The sequence below is a fragment of the Aeromicrobium sp. genome (assembly GCF_049587115.1).
Taxonomy (GTDB): Bacteria; Actinomycetota; Actinomycetes; order Propionibacteriales; family Nocardioidaceae; genus Aeromicrobium.
On record NZ_JBAVDI010000114.1, the window covers coordinates 1 to 15,816 of the forward strand.

Annotated in this window: 17 protein-coding genes and 1 riboswitch; of the genes, 11 read left to right on the forward strand and 6 right to left on the reverse strand. The window is 66.9% G+C overall.

Translation table 11 applies throughout. The features are described from left to right. The coding region (locus WB461_RS10410) for an MATE family efflux transporter (RefSeq protein WP_423852662.1) at nucleotides 1-1,158 on the reverse strand (1,158 nt) is incomplete at its 3' end. A 449-nt stretch (nucleotides 1,159-1,607) separates the two neighbouring features. Here WB461_RS10410 and dnaB point away from each other — a divergent pair. From dnaB to WB461_RS10430, 4 genes are all read left to right on the forward strand, one after another. Beyond that, nucleotides 1,608-2,942, forward strand: a complete 1,335-nt coding sequence (dnaB, locus tag WB461_RS10415) for a replicative DNA helicase (protein WP_423852700.1) — start codon at nucleotides 1,608-1,610, stop codon at nucleotides 2,940-2,942. A gap of 108 nt (nucleotides 2,943-3,050) precedes the next feature. Next, complete coding sequence (locus WB461_RS10420) at nucleotides 3,051-3,713, forward strand: DedA family protein (RefSeq protein WP_423852663.1); 663 nt, start codon at nucleotides 3,051-3,053, stop codon at nucleotides 3,711-3,713. A 57-nt stretch (nucleotides 3,714-3,770) separates the two neighbouring features. Beyond that, on the forward strand, nucleotides 3,771-5,234 hold the full coding sequence (locus WB461_RS10425) for an NAD-dependent succinate-semialdehyde dehydrogenase (protein WP_423852664.1): 1,464 nt from the start codon (nucleotides 3,771-3,773) through the stop codon (nucleotides 5,232-5,234). A gap of 95 nt (nucleotides 5,235-5,329) precedes the next feature. After that, the gene (locus WB461_RS10430) at nucleotides 5,330-5,893 is read left to right on the forward strand and encodes a hypothetical protein (RefSeq protein WP_423852665.1); all 564 of its coding nucleotides are present in this window, start codon (nucleotides 5,330-5,332) and stop codon (nucleotides 5,891-5,893) included. A 78-nt stretch (nucleotides 5,894-5,971) separates the two neighbouring features. Here the strand turns inward: WB461_RS10430 and WB461_RS10435 are convergent, their stop codons facing one another. Together WB461_RS10435 and WB461_RS10440 are read right to left on the reverse strand one after the other, a co-directional pair. After that, the gene (locus WB461_RS10435; protein WP_423852666.1) at nucleotides 5,972-7,966 is read right to left on the reverse strand and encodes an ABC transporter ATP-binding protein; all 1,995 of its coding nucleotides are present in this window, start codon (nucleotides 7,964-7,966) and stop codon (nucleotides 5,972-5,974) included. After that, nucleotides 7,966-8,277: a YbaY family lipoprotein gene (locus WB461_RS10440; protein WP_423852667.1), complete on the reverse strand. Its 312-nt coding sequence runs from the start codon at nucleotides 8,275-8,277 to the stop codon at nucleotides 7,966-7,968. The genes WB461_RS10435 and WB461_RS10440 overlap by 1 nt, the downstream gene beginning before the upstream one ends. 188 nt (nucleotides 8,278-8,465) lie before the next feature. Between WB461_RS10440 and WB461_RS10445 the strand changes: the two genes are divergently transcribed. The 6 genes from WB461_RS10445 (at nucleotide 8,466) to serA (ending at nucleotide 13,356) form a co-directional block, all read left to right on the forward strand. Next, nucleotides 8,466-8,768 carry a metal-sensitive transcriptional regulator gene (locus WB461_RS10445; RefSeq protein ID WP_423852668.1) on the forward strand — a complete coding sequence of 101 codons (303 nt, stop codon included), beginning with the start codon at nucleotides 8,466-8,468 and terminating at the stop codon, nucleotides 8,766-8,768. 28 nt (nucleotides 8,769-8,796) lie between these two features. Continuing rightward, nucleotides 8,797-9,003, forward strand: a complete 207-nt coding sequence (locus tag WB461_RS10450) for a heavy-metal-associated domain-containing protein (protein WP_423852669.1) — start codon at nucleotides 8,797-8,799, stop codon at nucleotides 9,001-9,003. After that, nucleotides 9,000-9,140: a hypothetical protein gene (locus WB461_RS10455; RefSeq protein ID WP_423852670.1), complete on the forward strand. Its 141-nt coding sequence runs from the start codon at nucleotides 9,000-9,002 to the stop codon at nucleotides 9,138-9,140. The genes WB461_RS10450 and WB461_RS10455 overlap by 4 nt, the downstream gene beginning before the upstream one ends. A gap of 1 nt (nucleotide 9,141) precedes the next feature. After that, entirely contained in the window at nucleotides 9,142-11,421 is a 2,280-nt protein-coding gene (locus tag WB461_RS10460; protein ID WP_423852671.1) for a heavy metal translocating P-type ATPase, read from the forward strand. A 69-nt stretch (nucleotides 11,422-11,490) separates the two neighbouring features. Further along, nucleotides 11,491-11,922, forward strand: coding sequence for a PaaI family thioesterase (locus WB461_RS10465; protein WP_423852672.1), 432 nt, complete (start codon nucleotides 11,491-11,493; stop codon nucleotides 11,920-11,922). Nucleotides 11,923-11,978: 56 nt separating this feature from the next. After that, a riboswitch (ZMP/ZTP riboswitch) is annotated at nucleotides 11,979-12,067 on the forward strand. Nucleotides 12,068-12,111: 44 nt separating this feature from the next. Further along, entirely contained in the window at nucleotides 12,112-13,356 is a 1,245-nt protein-coding gene (gene serA / locus WB461_RS10470; protein WP_423852673.1) for a phosphoglycerate dehydrogenase, read from the forward strand. A gap of 57 nt (nucleotides 13,357-13,413) precedes the next feature. Here the strand turns inward: serA and WB461_RS10475 are convergent, their stop codons facing one another. Beyond that, complete coding sequence (locus WB461_RS10475; RefSeq protein ID WP_423852674.1) at nucleotides 13,414-14,016, reverse strand: DUF4389 domain-containing protein; 603 nt, start codon at nucleotides 14,014-14,016, stop codon at nucleotides 13,414-13,416. Nucleotides 14,017-14,119: 103 nt separating this feature from the next. Then, nucleotides 14,120-14,956, reverse strand: coding sequence for an NAD-dependent protein deacetylase (locus tag WB461_RS10480; protein ID WP_423852675.1), 837 nt, complete (start codon nucleotides 14,954-14,956; stop codon nucleotides 14,120-14,122). A 125-nt stretch (nucleotides 14,957-15,081) separates the two neighbouring features. On the opposite strand from WB461_RS10480, the gene WB461_RS10485 reads away from it, so the two are divergent. After that, entirely contained in the window at nucleotides 15,082-15,237 is a 156-nt protein-coding gene (locus WB461_RS10485) for a DUF6131 family protein (protein ID WP_423852676.1), read from the forward strand. 49 nt (nucleotides 15,238-15,286) lie between these two features. On the opposite strand, the gene WB461_RS10490 is transcribed toward WB461_RS10485, so the two are convergent. Continuing rightward, the gene (locus tag WB461_RS10490; protein ID WP_423852677.1) at nucleotides 15,287-15,811 is read right to left on the reverse strand and encodes a DUF1697 domain-containing protein; all 525 of its coding nucleotides are present in this window, start codon (nucleotides 15,809-15,811) and stop codon (nucleotides 15,287-15,289) included. Nucleotides 15,812-15,816 lie beyond the last annotated feature (5 nt).

Consider the following 15,816-nt stretch of genomic DNA (forward strand, 5'->3'; position numbering starts at 1 on the left):
CCCCCCCACGCCTGCCTTCGCGAGATAGGCACCGTCGCCGGCTCCGATCAGGACTCCGTCAAGCACGAAGACGATGCCCGATAGCGGCTGGACCGCCGCGACGACGAGCAGCGCCGGCACGAGCGCATCCTGCACGGCCGGATCGGAGCTGAACAGGAGAGGCAACCATGGAGCGGTGACCGCGAGGAACGCAGCGGCAGCCACACCTGTTGCGAGGCCCCAGCCGACCATCCGACTGGTCAGGGCCCGGGTACCCGCTGCGTCTCCCGCGCCCAGCGTGCGACCCGTCAGCGTCTGGCCGGCGATGGCGACTGCGTCGAGACCAAAAGCCAGGAACGTCACGATCGACATAGCGACCTGGTGTGCCGCGAGTGGAACGTCGCCGAGTCGGGCCGCGACGAGAGCGCCGAGCACCAGCGAGATCCGCAGGGTGAGCGTGCGAACCACCAGTGGCGCGCCCTGGCGGGCCGAGTCGAGGATCTCGCTCACGCGAGGACGGACAGACGCGCGGACGGCCCGGGCTCGCCGCACGATGACGGTGACGAGCCAGCCCGCCGCGAACCACTGCGCCAGGACCGTACCCACGGCGGCACCGCGGATGCCCCAGTCGAACCCGTAGACGAACGTCAGACTCAGCACGACGTTGAGGATGTTTGCGACGATCGCGGCGATCAACGGGGTGCGGAGATCCAGAACTCCGCGCATCGCGCCGGTCGCAGCGAGCACGAGCAGCATCGCCGGAATCGCGAGTGCCGAGATCACCAGGTACTGCTGGGCGAAGCTGTGAACGGAGACGGAGCTCGCCAGGGCGCCGGCAAGCAGGCCGCTCATGGTCATGGTCAGGAGTGCCAGGACGAGGCCGAGCACTGCCGCCAGCCACAGGCTGCTGACGGCAAGTCCCAGCGCCGTGGGCTCGTCGCCTGCACCGTGGTGCCGCGACACCGTCGCCGTGCTGCCGTACGCGAGGAAGACACACAGCCCGACAATGGTTCCCAGCACGACCGAGGCGGCGGCCAGTCCACCGAGCTGGGGCGTGCCCAAGTGCCCGACGATCGCGGTGTCGGCGAGCAGCATCAACGGCTCGGTGATCAGCGCGAAGAATGCTGGGACGGCAACCCGCACGATCTGCCGGTCAACCTCACGGTCCGAGCGCATCATGGCCTTCCGGAAGTGTCGGGATGGGGTGGCTGGGGCCATCGTGACGGGATTTGTCGACAAGTGTATGAACAGGTGCCCGTGGATGACGGATAGAACAAAAGTATTTTGTCTCCACATACGATCGGGGGCATCCTTGCTGGTCACAGCGCTGCTGATGAATGGTTTCGTTGTTTTGTCCACACCTTCGTCCACCGACTGTGCACATGCCTGTCGGCGTTTTCCACAGATTGCCCGAGGTTGCACACACCCCCTGTGCGGTGCTGTCTGTGCAGGCGGGTCCCAGGGGCCTACTGTGACCTGTCGGCATCTTCCTGCGGCAAATTGACGGTGCCAGCAGCTAGCGTGTGACTCGGGTGAAAGGGGACATTTCTGTGAGCGTGACGGACCTCTACGAGGCGGCTTCCGGAGCCGACGAGGATCCCAACTCCGGACGTGTCCCTCCGCAGGACATGGCTGCCGAGCAGAGCGTCCTCGGCGCGATGCTGATCAGCAAGCAAGCCATCGACCCGGCGTCCGACATCCTGCAGGGGCGCGACTTCTACCGCCCCGCGCATGAGCTGATCTTCGACACCATCGTGGATCTGGCCAATCGAGGCGAGCCAGCCGATGCCATCACGGTGGCGGCCGAGCTCCACCGCCGCGGCGATGTGGGTCGCATCGGCGGCGCCCCCTACCTGCACACTCTGGCGGCCGGTGTCCCGATCGCGTCCAACGTCGACTTCTACGCCGACATCGTTCGCGAGAAGGCCGTCCTGCGGCGTCTGGTCGAGGTGGGACAGCGCATCGCGCAGCTTGGACAGGCCGGGCAGGGCGAGGTGGCTGAGATCGTCGACCGGGCGCAGGCTGAGGTGCTCGACGTCGACGGCACGAGCCAGGCCGACGACTATCGCTCCGTGGCCGACCTGATGAGCTTGACGATCGACGAGATCGAGGACATCCAGGGCCGGGACGGCCAGATGACAGGTGTGCCGTCCGGATTCCCGGATCTCGACAAGCTCACGACCGGATTCCGACCCGGTCAGATGATTGTCGTCGCCGCTCGTCCCGGTGTCGGCAAGTCGACGCTGGGTCTGGACTTCTGCCGCGCGGCGTCGATCCGGCACGCCATCCCGAGCGCGATCTTCTCGCTGGAGATGACCGGCGCCGAGATCGCCATGCGCATGCTCTCAGCCGAGGCGCGGGTAAGCATTTCTCACATGCGCGGCGGCGGCATGCACCAGCGCGATTGGGACGCCATCAGCAAGGCGATGCCTCGCGTGCAGAGTGCGCCAATCGTGATCGATGACAGCCCCAACATGACGATGCCGGAGATCCGGTCCAAGGCGCGCCGGATCAAGAAGCAGTACGGCCTGGGCCTCATCGTGATCGACTACCTCCAGCTCATGACGTCGGGCAAGCGGGTCGAGAATCGTCAGGTCGAAGTCTCGGAGTTCTCCCGGCAGATCAAGCTGCTGGCCAAGGAGCTCGAGCTCCCAGTCGTCGCGATCAGCCAGCTCAACCGTGGATCCGAGCAGCGCACGGACAAGACCCCCCAGCTGTCCGACCTGCGTGAGTCCGGCTCGATCGAGCAGGACGCCGACATCGTTCTGCTGCTCAACCGTCCTGACGCGCACGGAGCCGGCGAGTCCGAGCGTCCCGGCGAGGCCGACATCATCATCGCCAAGAACCGTTCGGGACCGGTCAACAAGGTCGCGGTCAGCTTCCAGGGCCACTACTCGCGCTTCACACCGATGGCTCGCGACGCCGAACCGTCGGGCGCCGCAGCCGGCGACTTCTACGGCTGAGGCGAACCACGACCTGTTCGTGAGGTGACGGTCGTCGCGATCAGCGGCGCCAGCGCAACCTGGTGGCGACCAGGCCGACCTGATTGCCCGCCGGATACCCTCATCTTCGTGACCCTACTGACCGCCCTGGCGTCCCAGGCAGCAAGCGCCCCCGACTCCGGGCTGGCCGGCTGGACCGTCGATCTGATGGACAAGCTGGGCCTGTTCGGCGCCGCACTGGCTGTCGGAATGGACAATCTCTTCCCGCCGATCCCGAGCGAGATCATCCTGCCGTTGGCCGGATTCGCCGCAAGCCAAGGCACGTTCTCGCTGACCGGTGCCCTGATCGCCACGACGCTGGGCTCGGTCGTCGGGGCCGTGATCCTCTACTGGCTCGGCGCGCTCTTCGGCCGCGACCGCGCGGTCATGGTTTTCGACAAGGTGCCGCTGCTCAAGGTCAGTGACCTGGAGAAGACCGAGGCCTGGTTCACCAAGCACGGCGGCAAAGCGGTGTTCTTTGGCCGCATGGTGCCGATCTTCCGCAGCCTCATCTCGTTGCCGGCCGGCGTGGAAAAGATGAATTTCGCGCTGTTTCTCCTGCTCACGACGCTGGGCAGCCTGATCTGGAACTCCTTGTTCGTGATCGCTGGCTATCGCCTGGGTGAGAACTGGGATGCCGTCGAGCCGTACGCCTCGGCGTTCCAGAAGATCGTGATCGGGCTCGTGCTGCTGGTCATCGGGGTCTTCGTGTTCGTCCGGGTCCGCGACAACCGACGCCCCGCCTCCTCGTGAAGTGATCGGGCCCGCTCAGCGCGTGCCGGGTGTCGACCCGCAACCTACAGTGGCGACATGAGCACATCGGACGAGAACAAGGCCATCGAGGCAGTCAACCCACGACTGCTGATCGGTGGAACGTGGCGTGACGCCGAGGGTGGCAAGACGTTCCCGGTCGAGGATCCTTCGACCGGCAAGACCTTGGTCGAGGTCGCGGACGCAAGTGTCGCGGACGGCAAGGCGGCCATCGACGCGGCTGTCGCTGCGCAGAAGGACTGGGCCGCGACGCCGCCCCGCGACCGCGGCGAGATCCTGCGCAAGGCGTTCGAGCTGATCACCGAGCGCACCGACGAGCTGGCGATGCTGATGACCCTCGAGATGGGCAAGCCGCTCAAGGAGAGCAAGGCCGAGATCGCGTACGGCTCGGAGTTCTTCCGCTGGTTCGCCGAGGAGTCGGTGCGGATCTCGGGTCGCTACTCCGTTGCGCCCAATGGTGCGACCCGGTTGCTGACCCTCAAGCAGCCCGTCGGACCTGTCCTGATGATCACGCCGTGGAACTTCCCCCTCGCGATGGGAACCCGCAAGATCGGGCCCGCGATAGCCGCCGGTTGCACCATGGTCGTCAAGCCCGCAGGCCTCACCCCGTTGACGATGCTGTGGCTGGGCGCTGTTCTCGCCGAGGCCGGACTTCCGGACGGGGTGCTCAACATCATCACGACCACGACCACGGGCGAGGTCATGGAACCGATCATTCGGGACCCGCGTTTGCGCAAGCTGACCTTCACGGGATCGACCGAGGTCGGTCGCTCGCTCGTCGAGCAGAGTGCCGAGGGACTTCTGCGGGTGTCGATGGAGCTGGGCGGCAACGCACCGTTCCTTGTCTTTGCCGACGCGGACCTCGACAAGGCGGTCGAGGGTGCCATGCTCGCCAAGATGCGCAACATCGGCGAGGCCTGCACGGCTGCCAACCGGTTCATCGTGCACGAGACGATCGCCGAGGAGTTCGCGACCAGGCTGACCGAGCGGATGAACGGTCTGTCCGTGGGACGCGGGACGGAGGACGGAATTGACGTCGGACCGCTGGTCGAGGCCAAGCAGCGGGACAAGGTCGCCGAGCTCGTCGATGACGCAGTGGCCAAGGGCGCGACGGTGCTGACCGGCGGCTCTGCCCCCGACGGCGAGGGCTACTACTACTCGCCGACCGTACTGACAGACGTGCCGTTGGATGCCCGACTCGCCACGGAGGAGATATTTGGTCCCGTTGCACCGATCTTCACCTTCAGCAGTGAAGAGGATGCGCTGCGGATGGCCAATGACACGGAATTCGGTCTGGTCGCGTATGCGTTCACGCAGGACTTCGCTCGCGCAGTCCGGGTCTACGAGGGGCTCGAGACCGGCATGGTCGGCCTCAACCAGGGCGTCGTCTCCAACCCGGCCGCCCCGTTCGGCGGGGTGAAGTCCTCGGGCTTCGGCCGTGAAGGTGGAGCCGAGGGCATCGAGGAGTATTTGGAGACCAAGTACGTCGGCATCGCTCTGTGAAGACGCGGCTCCGGGTCGCCGTTGTCGCCGCGGCTGGGTTGCTGCTGGCTGGGTGCGGTGGCTCGGATGACGCATCAGTCCGCCCTAGGCCCAGCGTGACAAGTGCGTCGCCGGCAACGGTCGACCCAGACGAGCCCGCGTGCGCTTTCTTGACCGGCGCGGAGCGCAAACGGCTGGTCGGGTCGAGGATCGACGAGGTCGTGGCTACGGGCGGCTCGGGCGACAGCGGTTTGTGCCGCTGGCAGGCGTCCACGGCGGTGATCCAGGTGACGACCCTCCCGGCCCGTGAGTGGGCCAAGACCCTCCCCGACGTCGTCGCACAGCTGGAGAAGTCGGGCACGTCGTCGAAGGATGACAGGAAGGATCTGGCGCGGGCCAAGAAGCTGTTGGGAGGCGCGGCGGCGTTCACCGACCAGCAGGCCTGTGCCGCTTTCACGACTCTCGCCGAGATCGGTGGCGCCGACGATGGTGCGACGATGATCATCACGACGATCCCGGTCACCGACACCGACTCCGGCCTGTCGGCCCAGATCTGCTCATCCGGAGAGCTGACCTCGATCATCTACTCAGTGCCGGGCCTCGAGCGTACGGAAGAGGTCGAAGCCACCCTACGAACAACGCTGAAGGCAGCCCAAGAACGAGCAATAGCCACCCGCTAACCCCCGACCCCCGCGATTTGTGACGTTTTCAACCGTTTCGTCGTTCGGAAGGGTTGGACTCGTCACAAATCGCGAGGGTTAGAAGGAGACGTCGGCTCGGCGGTCGTCGTGGCCGGGAGTGTCGCAGTACGTATGGCCGTCGGTGAAGCGCACGCCGTCGGTGAAGCGGGCCTCGATCTGGCCTGAGCCGAACTGCTCGACGTACAGCCGGGAGTACAGGCCGCCGCGAGCCAGCAGCTCGTCGTGCGTGCCGCTCTCGACCAGTCTGCCGTCCTCCAGGCCGAAGATGACGTCGGCGTTGTGAATCGTGGACAGGCGGTGCGCGATCGCGATCGTCGTCCGGTTGTGGGTCGCCCGTTCGAGGGCGTCCTGCACCAGCCGCTCGGTCTCGGTGTCCAGGGCCGAGGTCGCCTCATCGAGGATCAGGATGCGGGGATCCATCAGCAGCACTCGGGCGATCGCGAGTCGCTGCTTCTCACCGCCGCTGAGCCGGTAGCCCCGCTCGCCCGTGATGGTCTCGTATCCGTCAGCAAAGGTCAGGATTCGGTCGTGGATGTTGGCATCTCGAGCCGCCTGCTCGATCTCGTCCGCCGTCGCGTCGGGCTTGGCGTAGGCGATGTTGTCGCGGATGGTGCCGTGGAAGAGATAGGGCTCCTGCGTGACCATGCCGACCGCCTCGGCGACCGAGCCCATCGTGAGGTCCCGGATGTCGGTGCCATCGATCAGCACGGCTCCGGCACCGACGTCGTAGAAGCGGGGCACGAGGTACGTCATGGTGGTCTTGCCGGCACCGGACGGGCCGATGATCGCCGCGAGCTGGCCGGGCTCGACGCTCAACGACACTCCCTCCAGTGCCCATCCCTGCTCGGGGGCGGGAGCGTCTTGCTCGATGCGCACACCGCTGTCGCCGAAGCGATCGGCACTGGGAGATCCGGTCAGGCTTCGTGGCTCGGGATAGCGAAAGAACACGTCGCGAAACTCGATCGACCCGCGCAGGTCCTTCGAGCCAAGCGTGACCGCGCCGGGACGCTCGGTGATCGCCGGCTCGAGGTCGAGGTATTCGAACAACCGGCGGAACAACGCGAGCGAGGTCTGCACGTCCAGTGACACCCGCATGAGCTGCAGCAACGGCATCTGAAGGCGGGCCTGCAATGTCGTGAACGCGACCAGGGTTCCGGCAGTCAGCGTCGTCCCGCTGTTGAGCATGTAGCCCGCTGCGAGGTAGATCAGCGCCGGCGTGATCGCAAAGAATGTCTGCACAGTCGCGAAGAAGGCGCGCCCGGTCATGGCCTGCTCGACCTGGAGCCGAGTCTGGTTTCGATTGGCCTGCCGGTACCGCTCCACCTCGGAATCGGCCCGGTTGAACACCTTGGACAGCAGGATGCCCGAGACGCTCAGTGCCTCCTCGGTGATCGCGGTCATCTCGGAAAGCGACTCTTGCGTGCGGCGCGCCAGCCGCTGCCGACGCTTGCCGACCTGCAGCTGGATCCACACGAACAGCGGCATGACGACGATGGTCAGCAGGGTCAGCTGCCAGGACAGGATGATCATGGAGACGAACGCCGCGATGACCGTGACGCTGTTCTGCAGGATCGACGTCGCGGTGTCGGTCAGGACCGTGCGGACTCCGGCGACGTCATTGGCCAGCCGCGACTGGATCGCTCCGGTCTTGGTGGAGGTGAAGAACGCGAGCTCCATCTTTTGGAGGTGGGCGAACAGGTCGCTGCGCAGGTCCGCCATGGCGGAGTTGCCGATCGTCGAGGTCAACCAGTTCTGACCGATGCCGATCACTGCCGTCACGATGGGGATTGCGCACAGGGCCGCGACGAGCCAGCCGAGCAGGCGGAGGTCCACCCCGCCCCCGCCGGGTGGAAAGAGTGCCTGGTCGAACACGGCCTTGGTGAAGAACGGAGCGATCGAGGTGAGCGCCGCGGCAGAGACGACGGCCATCGCGACGTACGCCATCTTGCGGCGATACGGCCGCAGCATGCGAACGATGCGGCCCAGGATCGGCGGACCCCCGGCGATCTCCTCGTCGCTGAGGTGGGTGACCCGGGGGCCGCCGCGAGGCATCAGTCGTCGATCTTGGTGACGAGAACCTCGGTCGACCCACTCGTCAGGGGCACCAGCTCGGTCGTGCCCCAGATACCGGCCTCGGTGCGCAGCACCGCCCAGATCAGCAGCGCCTCGGGGTCGGCGACGAACTCCGGATCGACGTGCAGGGAGAACTCTGCGGGTACTCCGGGGGCGTCGATCGCAGTCGCTGCGAGCACCTCGCCCTCGGTGTCGACGAGCTTGACTGTCGCGATGACGCCGGGCCGCACGGCGACGCGTTCGCGGAAGAAGACGTTCCCGTGGACGGTGAGGAGGGGTGCAGAAGCCATGCCCCGAATGCTATGCCTACCAGCCACGCATGCGCCCGCGGAAATGTCGCGGACGGCGATTGCCGCTGCCGAACACTGGCTTAGCCCACGCTGATCGTCGGATCGAGACGGCACGCTTGATAACTACCCCCTAGGGGTATAGCCTCTTATCAAGACATACCCCTAGGGGGTACACAGGAGGCAATCTGATGACGAGCGACCAGCACCCGCCCCACGGCTATGACGACAAGAAGGACCAGTATCTCAAACGGCTGCGCCGCATCGAGGGCCAGGCGCGTGGCCTGCAGCGGATGGTCGAGGAGGACCAGTACTGCATCGACATCTTGACGCAGGTCTCCGCGATGACCAAGGCGCTGCAGTCGGTCTCACTCGGGTTGTTGGACGATCACCTGAGTCACTGCGTCGTGGACGCCGCCCGCGCGGGAGGGGCCGAGTCGGACGCCAAGATCCGTGAGGCCTCCGACGCGATCGCCCGCCTCGTCCGCAGCTGATCACCCACACCACACGAGAGGAACACCCATGAGCACCAGCACCTACACCGTTGTCGGCATGACCTGCGAGCACTGCGTGCGGTCAGTCACCGAAGAGGTCGGCGCGATTCCGGGCGTCAGCGGCCTCGACGTCGACCTCGAGACCGGCGCGCTGTCCGTCACGACCGCAGCCGAGCCGGTTGCCGACGAGGCCGTGCGCGATGCCGTCACCGAAGCCGGCTATTCGCTCGCATGAACACGCCCACCAGAGTCGGCGCGTTCGCCGCAGCACTCGTCGTCATCTTCGGCGGCGCTGCGGCAGTGGGCAACGCCGTCGGACCCATCGGCACAGGTGCCGGTGACACCTCCCACTCCACAGAGCACGGACGCTGACATGAGCATCACGGAGAGCACCCCCGCCACCGAGCGGACCGACCTGAAGATCGCCGGGATGACCTGCGCGTCGTGCGCGATGCGCATCGAGAAGCGCCTCAACAAGCTCGACGGGGTGACCGCGACGGTCAACTACGCGACCGAGAAGGCGCACGTCGAGTCGACCCGGCCGATCGCCGCCGAGCTGCTCATCGCCGAGGTCGAGAAGGCTGGCTACTCCGCCCAGGTGCCACGAGCAGCCAAGGAGGCCGACGAGCAGCCCTCGGCCGACGACCCCACGGGCGAGCTGCGGTCCCGGCTCATCATCTCGGCGGCCCTGTCCATCCCAGTGATCGCCATGTCGATGGTCCCCGCGCTGCAGTTCACCAACTGGCAGTGGCTGTCGCTGACCCTCGCGGCGCCCGTCGTCGTGTGGGGAGCGCTGCCGTTCCACCGCGCGGCCTGGGCCAACCTGCGCCATGGGGCGGCGACGATGGACACGCTGATCTCGATCGGCACGATCGCGGCCTTCTCCTGGTCCCTGTACGCCTTGTTCGGGGGCACGGCTGGCGAGCCCGGCATGAAGCACGCGTTCGAGCTGACGATCTCGCGCTCGGACGGCAGCGGCAACATCTATCTGGAGGCCGCGGCCGGTGTCACGACGTTCCTCCTGGCCGGCCGCTGGTTCGAGGCCAGGTCCAAGCGCCAGGCCGGATCCGCGCTGCGCGCACTGCTCGAGCTGGGCGCCAAGGAGGTCTCGATCGTCCGCGACGAGGTCGAGGTCCGCATCCCTACCGAGGACCTCCAGGTCGGCGACATGTTCGTCGTGCGACCCGGTGAGAAGATCGCCACGGACGGTGTGGTGGCCAGCGGAACGTCGGCAGTCGATGCGTCGATGGTCACCGGAGAATCGGTCCCGAGCGAGGTCGTCGTGGGCGATCCGGTGGTCGGCGGCACGGTCAACACCAGCGGCCGATTGACGGTTCAGGCGACCCGCGTGGGCGCTGAGACCCAGCTGGCCCAGATGGCACGGATGGTCGAGGACGCACAGAACGGCAAGGCCCAGGCCCAGCGCCTGGCGGACTCGATATCTGGTGTTTTCGTGCCCATCGTGATCGCGCTGTCGATCGGCACCTTGGGCTTCTGGCTCGGTACCGGTGAGGGTGCCTCGGTCGCGTTCACTGCTGCCGTTGCGGTGCTGATCATCGCCTGCCCGTGTGCGTTGGGCCTCGCGACTCCGACCGCCCTGATGGTTGGTACGGGTCGTGGAGCGCAGCTGGGCATCCTGATCAAGGGACCGGAGGTCCTGGAGTCAACCCGGACCATCGACACGGTCGTGCTGGACAAGACCGGAACCGTCACGACCGGACGCATGACGTTGCAGGACGTGGTCGCGGCGGCGGGCGAGGACCGGTCGACGGTGCTGCGTCTGGCCGGTGCACTGGAGGATGCGTCGGAGCACCCCATCGCCCGAGCAATCGCCGATGCGGCCCGCGCCGAGCTGGGTGACCTGCCCGAGGTCGAGAGCTTCTCCAACACCGAGGGCCTCGGCGTGCAGGGAGTCGTCGAGGGACACGCCCTCGTGGCCGGCCGGGCTGCATTCCTGGCCGATTGGTCGCAGCCCCTTGCCGACCTCGGCCCGGCCAAGACTGCCGCCGAGGCCGCGGGGCGTACCGCGATCGTCGTGGGTTGGGACGGAGCAGCGCGCGGCCTCCTGGTCGTCGCCGACACCATCAAGGAATCCAGCGCCGAAGCGGTGCGGCAGATCCGGGAGCTGGGCCTGCGCCCCGTCCTGCTGACCGGCGACAACGAGCCAGCCGCGCGCACCGTCGCGGCCGCGGTCGGGATCGACGAGGTCCATGCCGAGGTCTTGCCGGGCGACAAGGTCGAGGTCATCCGCGCGTTGCAGCGGGAAGGACGGACCGTCGCGATGGTCGGGGACGGTGTCAACGATGCCGCCGCGCTGGCGCAGGCCGATCTGGGCCTCGCCATGGGCACTGGCACCGATGCCGCGATCGCCGCCGCGGATCTGACGCTGGTGCGTGGTGACCTGCGAGCCGTCGTCGATGCGATCAGACTCTCGCGTCGAACCCTGGGCACGATCAAGGGCAATCTGTTCTGGGCATTCGCCTACAACGTCGTGGGCCTGCCACTGGCCGCCGCGGGCCTGCTCAATCCGATGCTCGCCGGCGCAGCCATGGCACTGTCCTCGGTGTTCGTGGTGTCGAACAGCTTGCGCCTGCGCCGGTTCCGCTCGACGATCGGCCGGGGATCGGCACGCGCTGACTCGACGACCGCGTGACCGGACTCCGGTCGACCGTTGGCGCGACCCCGCCGCGTCGGCGGGTGCGCGGCTACCTAGGCTCGGGCCATGACACAGATTGCGGGACTGGACGGCATCCTCGGCGTCGAGCACGTGGAGACGACGGCGGACCGGGTCGTGGCCCAGTTCACGATCGGGGAGCACCACCTGCAGCCCTTCGGAATTCCGCACGGCGGCATCTACTGTGCGGTGCATGAGTCGACCGCGAGCGTCGCGGGTCAGATCTGGCTCGGCGACCGGGGGATCGTCGTGGGCACCAACAACTCGACGGACTTCATCCGCCAGGCGAAGGTCGGCGACACGATCACCGTGACCGCGACGCCGATCCACCGCGGTCGCAGCCAGCAGCTGTGGCACCTGGACTCGGTCGACGAGGGTGGGAGGCTCATCGCGCAAGGTCAGGTGCGGCTGGCAAATCTCGACCGGGACGTGTCGCACGACGTCATCGCCCGATTCACCAGTGCCTACGCACCCGAGTGACGCGACCACCAGCCGAGCGGCGTTCGAACTGCAAGCGCCAACCCGGTAGGCTGGGGACAGTTGATCGCGACTGGCGTTGAGGTGGGTACCACCGGGAAGCGATCACCAACACGCGACATCGGGACCGTTCGCCTGGGCCCCACGTCAGCCAAGTACCGCTGACTGGAGGCATTCGAGATGATGATGACCATGACGACCACTGACCCCTTCCCGACCTCGTTGCTGGGCGACGAGGACGTGCGCGTCCTGCTCCTGGAGAACATCCACACCGATGGCGCCGACTTCTTGCGCGGCAAGTCCTATCAGGTCGAGACCCGCGACGGCGCTCTCAGTGAGGACGAGCTGATCGAGGCGATCCAGGGTGTCCACCTGCTGGGGATCCGCTCCACGACGTATGTCACGGAGAAGGTCCTCGCCGCGGCGCCCGATCTGTTGGCGATCGGCGCGTTCTGCATCGGCACCAACCAAATCGATCTCGAGGCCGCGACTCGTCGCGGTGTCGCGGTCTTCAACGCGCCCTACTCCAACACCCGCAGCGTGGTCGAGCTCGCGATTGCCGAGATCATCTCGCTGGCCAGGCGGTTGCACGAGAAGTCGACCGACATGCACAACGGCGTGTGGAACAAGTCCGCAGCCGGCAGCCACGAGGTGCGCGGGCGCACCCTCGGCATCATCGGCTACGGCAACATCGGCAGTCAGCTGTCGGTCATCGCCGAGGCGTTGGGGTTCAAGGTCGTGTTCTTCGACATCGACGACAAGCTCGCTCTCGGCAACGCCCAACGTTGCTCCACGATCGAGGAGCTGCTGCAGATCTCGGACGTCGTGACGCTGCACGTCGACGGACGACCGGGCAATGCCGGACTGTTCGGCGCCGACGAGATGGCTCAGATGAAGCCACGCGCGCTGTTCCTCAACCTGTCGCGCGGCATTGCGGTCGACACCGCCGCTCTGCGGACGCACCTGGAGTCCGGCCACATCGCGGGCGCGGCGATCGACGTCTTCCCGGTCGAGCCCAAACGACAGGGTGATCCGTTCGAGTCGGACCTGCGCGGCATCCCCAATGTGATCCTGACCCCGCACGTGGGCGGATCCACGGAGGAGGCGCAGCAGGACATCGGCCGATTCGTCGCATCGAAGATCCGCTCGTACGCCTCGTTCGGAAGCACCTCACTGAGCGTCAACATGCCGGAGATCAATCTGGCGGGCGATGCCACGAAGCACCGGCTGGCCCTGGTGCACCGCAACGCCCCGGGCGTGCTTGCGACGATCAACGGTCTGCTGGGCGAGCACGGCGTCAACATCGAGGCGCAGTCCCTCTCGACCCGCGGCGAGATCGGCTACGTGTTGACCGACGTCGCCGACGAAGTTGGTCCCGAGGTGCTCAAGGAGCTGGCCGGGCTTCCCGAGACGGTGCGGCTGCGCCAGCTGAGCTAGTCCCGACTTGAACGCCCCGATCCGCGAGATGCGGCCCGGGGCGTTCTCTCATCCTGCTTAGGAGAGCCTGAACGGCGGGTACTCGTCGGTCATCAGGTAGAGGTAGGCGTTGACCCGGGTCGACCAGCGCAGCATCCCGATCACGAAGTCACGCAGGCCCGCGGGCCAGCGTCCCGTGATCAGCACGGCGAACCAGCCGATGACGAGCACGACCCCTAGCGCGATCCCGAACACGGCGAGGACGATGAACTGCGGCAGGGCCAGAATCAGTCGAAAGAAGATCGTGACCCGGTTGCGGTGGTCGGGTGCCGGGATGAACTCGACGCGGACCCGCGGATCGTCGCCAGGGTCGGCGAGCGAGCTGCTGAACGAGAACGGCGGGTAGCCGTCCTGGAGGAACAGCCCGAAGGTCATCACGCGGGCGTTGTAGCGGAGATACATCGCCATGAAGCCGAGGATGCCCTCGGGTACGCGCCCGGTGACGATGCCGAGGATCCACGCGACGAAGCCCAGGATCTGGGTGACGGAGTGCAGGACCTCCAGCACGATGAGATGGGGGATGGCCAGCACGATGTTGCCGATGACGCGCCAGCGGGCGATGCGTTCCGGCAGGTCGACGGTGAGGATGACGGGATAGTCGGGCGTCGCTGCGGTGCTCACGGAATTCCTCGCGTCGGCGGATGGTGTGGTGCGAACCGTATCCCTGGACGCGTCGCTGGTGTCGCCGTTTCCCCAACCGTGGCCGATCTGACGCGAGGAGTGATCAGGCGGTCTGCGAAACGCCTGGCAGTTCTGCTGCGAGCCCGGCCAGAGTCTCGGCACACCCGGCATCGACCTTGAGGGTCGCGAGGTCGTCCGCTCGGGTGGAACCACGGTTGACGATGACGATCGGGATCTCCCGCTTGTGCGCGGCACGCACGAATCGAAGCCCGGACATGACCTGCAGGGACGAGCCGAGCACGACCAGCGCGTCTGCCTGCTCGACGAGCTCGAACGCGCGTCGCACCCGATCCTTCGGAACGTTCTCGCCGAAGAACACGACATCGGGCTTGAGATCGCCGCGGCACGCCGGGCACGCCGCGACCCGGAAGCCGTCGGTGGCGCCCAGGACGACGTCGCCATCCGGCGCGATCTCACCGATCCGTGACTCGTAGCCAGGGTTGAGTCTGGTGAGTCGGTCGTGCAGATCGGCCCGGGAGGTGATCTCGCGACAGCCGAGGCAGACGACCCTGTCGATCCGGCCATGCAGGTCGATCACGTCGTGGTGTCCGGCGCGCTCGTGCAGTCCGTCGACGTTCTGGGTGATCAGGCCGGTCAGCCGCCCATCCTGCTGCAGCCGCATCAGGGTCGTGTGGGTCGCATTCGGCTCAGCCCGCCGCATGCGGCTCCAGCCGACGTGCGCGCGGGCCCAGTAGCGCTGGCGACCCTCGGAGGTGCCGACGAATTCTTGGTACGTCATCGGTGTCCGCACCGGCGATCCCGGGCCGCGATAGTCGGGGATGCCCGAGTCGGTTGAGACCCCCGCCCCGGTGAGCACCAGCCAGCGACGACCCTCGAGGACGTCGGCAACCGCGAGTCTGGCGAGGTCTTCCACAGTCACCAGCCTAGGTCGCCTGGTGAAGACGCACCGATTTCGTGTCGCACAGCACGTGCAAATCCCCGCGCCTGGAGTAGCGTCGTCGGCGACGGTCGGAACAGATCGACCATGAGTGAAAGGAACAGGCTGTGATCATTCTTGGGGTAGTCCTGCTGATCCTGGGGGCGTTGCTCGACGTGTCGATCCTGTACACGATCGGCGCGATCCTCGTCGTGGTCGGCGCAATCTTGTGGATCCTTGGGTCCATGGACCGCGGCATCGGTGGTCGAAGGCATTACTTCTAGCCACTGGGCGTCACCGGGCCGCCACCTTCGGGTGGCGGCCCGTCCGCGTTCAACCAGCCATCTCCAGGAGCTTCGCGACTGTGCGGAGGTTGCGGGCCGTTCCCGGCACCTTCAGCGCCCGCACGATCGAGTCGGACTTCATGGTGGGCCGGCCGGCGCCGTTGGCGTACCGGATGTGCATCTCGGTGCCGATCACGGCCCAGCGGTCGTCCCCGGTCTCGTAGCCCTCGGCCTCGGCGATCGCCTCGGGTGACGGCTCGCCGGCCAGGAACGAGACGTAGGAGTACTTCGGCTCGACGACCTCGAAGGGGTGCGCGTCGAGTGCCGCCCGTACCTCGGCCGGGGTCCGGGACGTGACCTCGCGGAACCACCCGAAACGCGCCTCGATCGCCCGCTCGAGCGCGCGATCGAAATCGGCGGCCCGGCCCGGGACGTCGGCGACGAGATTGCCCGACGCTATGTAGGTCGCGACGTCGGTCGCGCCCAGCTCGGTTGCCAGCGATCGCAGGTCAGCCATCGGTAGCTGCGCGGGCCCGACGTTGACCGCGCGCACCAGGACGATCCGTCGATTCATCAGCC

What these genes read in the sequence shown, in the direction of transcription:
- dnaB (WP_423852700.1), top strand. Translation starts at nt 1,608, where the DNA reads ATGGCTGCCGAGCAGAGCGTCCTCGGCGCGATGCTGATCAGCAAGCAA.
- WB461_RS10425 (WP_423852664.1), top strand. Translation starts at nt 3,771, where the DNA reads ATGAGCACATCGGACGAGAACAAGGCCATCGAGGCAGTCAACCCACGA.
- WB461_RS10435 (WP_423852666.1), bottom strand. Translation starts at nt 7,966, where the DNA reads ATGCCTCGCGGCGGCCCCCGGGTCACCCACCTCAGCGACGAGGAGATC.
- WB461_RS10440 (WP_423852667.1), bottom strand. Translation starts at nt 8,277, where the DNA reads ATGGCTTCTGCACCCCTCCTCACCGTCCACGGGAACGTCTTCTTCCGC.
- WB461_RS10445 (WP_423852668.1), top strand. Translation starts at nt 8,466, where the DNA reads ATGACGAGCGACCAGCACCCGCCCCACGGCTATGACGACAAGAAGGAC.
- WB461_RS10450 (WP_423852669.1), top strand. Translation starts at nt 8,797, where the DNA reads ATGAGCACCAGCACCTACACCGTTGTCGGCATGACCTGCGAGCACTGC.
- WB461_RS10455 (WP_423852670.1), top strand. Translation starts at nt 9,000, where the DNA reads ATGAACACGCCCACCAGAGTCGGCGCGTTCGCCGCAGCACTCGTCGTC.
- WB461_RS10460 (WP_423852671.1), top strand. Translation starts at nt 9,142, where the DNA reads ATGAGCATCACGGAGAGCACCCCCGCCACCGAGCGGACCGACCTGAAG.
- WB461_RS10465 (WP_423852672.1), top strand. Translation starts at nt 11,491, where the DNA reads ATGACACAGATTGCGGGACTGGACGGCATCCTCGGCGTCGAGCACGTG.
- serA (WP_423852673.1), top strand. Translation starts at nt 12,112, where the DNA reads ATGACGACCACTGACCCCTTCCCGACCTCGTTGCTGGGCGACGAGGAC.
- WB461_RS10490 (WP_423852677.1), bottom strand. Translation starts at nt 15,811, where the DNA reads ATGAATCGACGGATCGTCCTGGTGCGCGCGGTCAACGTCGGGCCCGCG.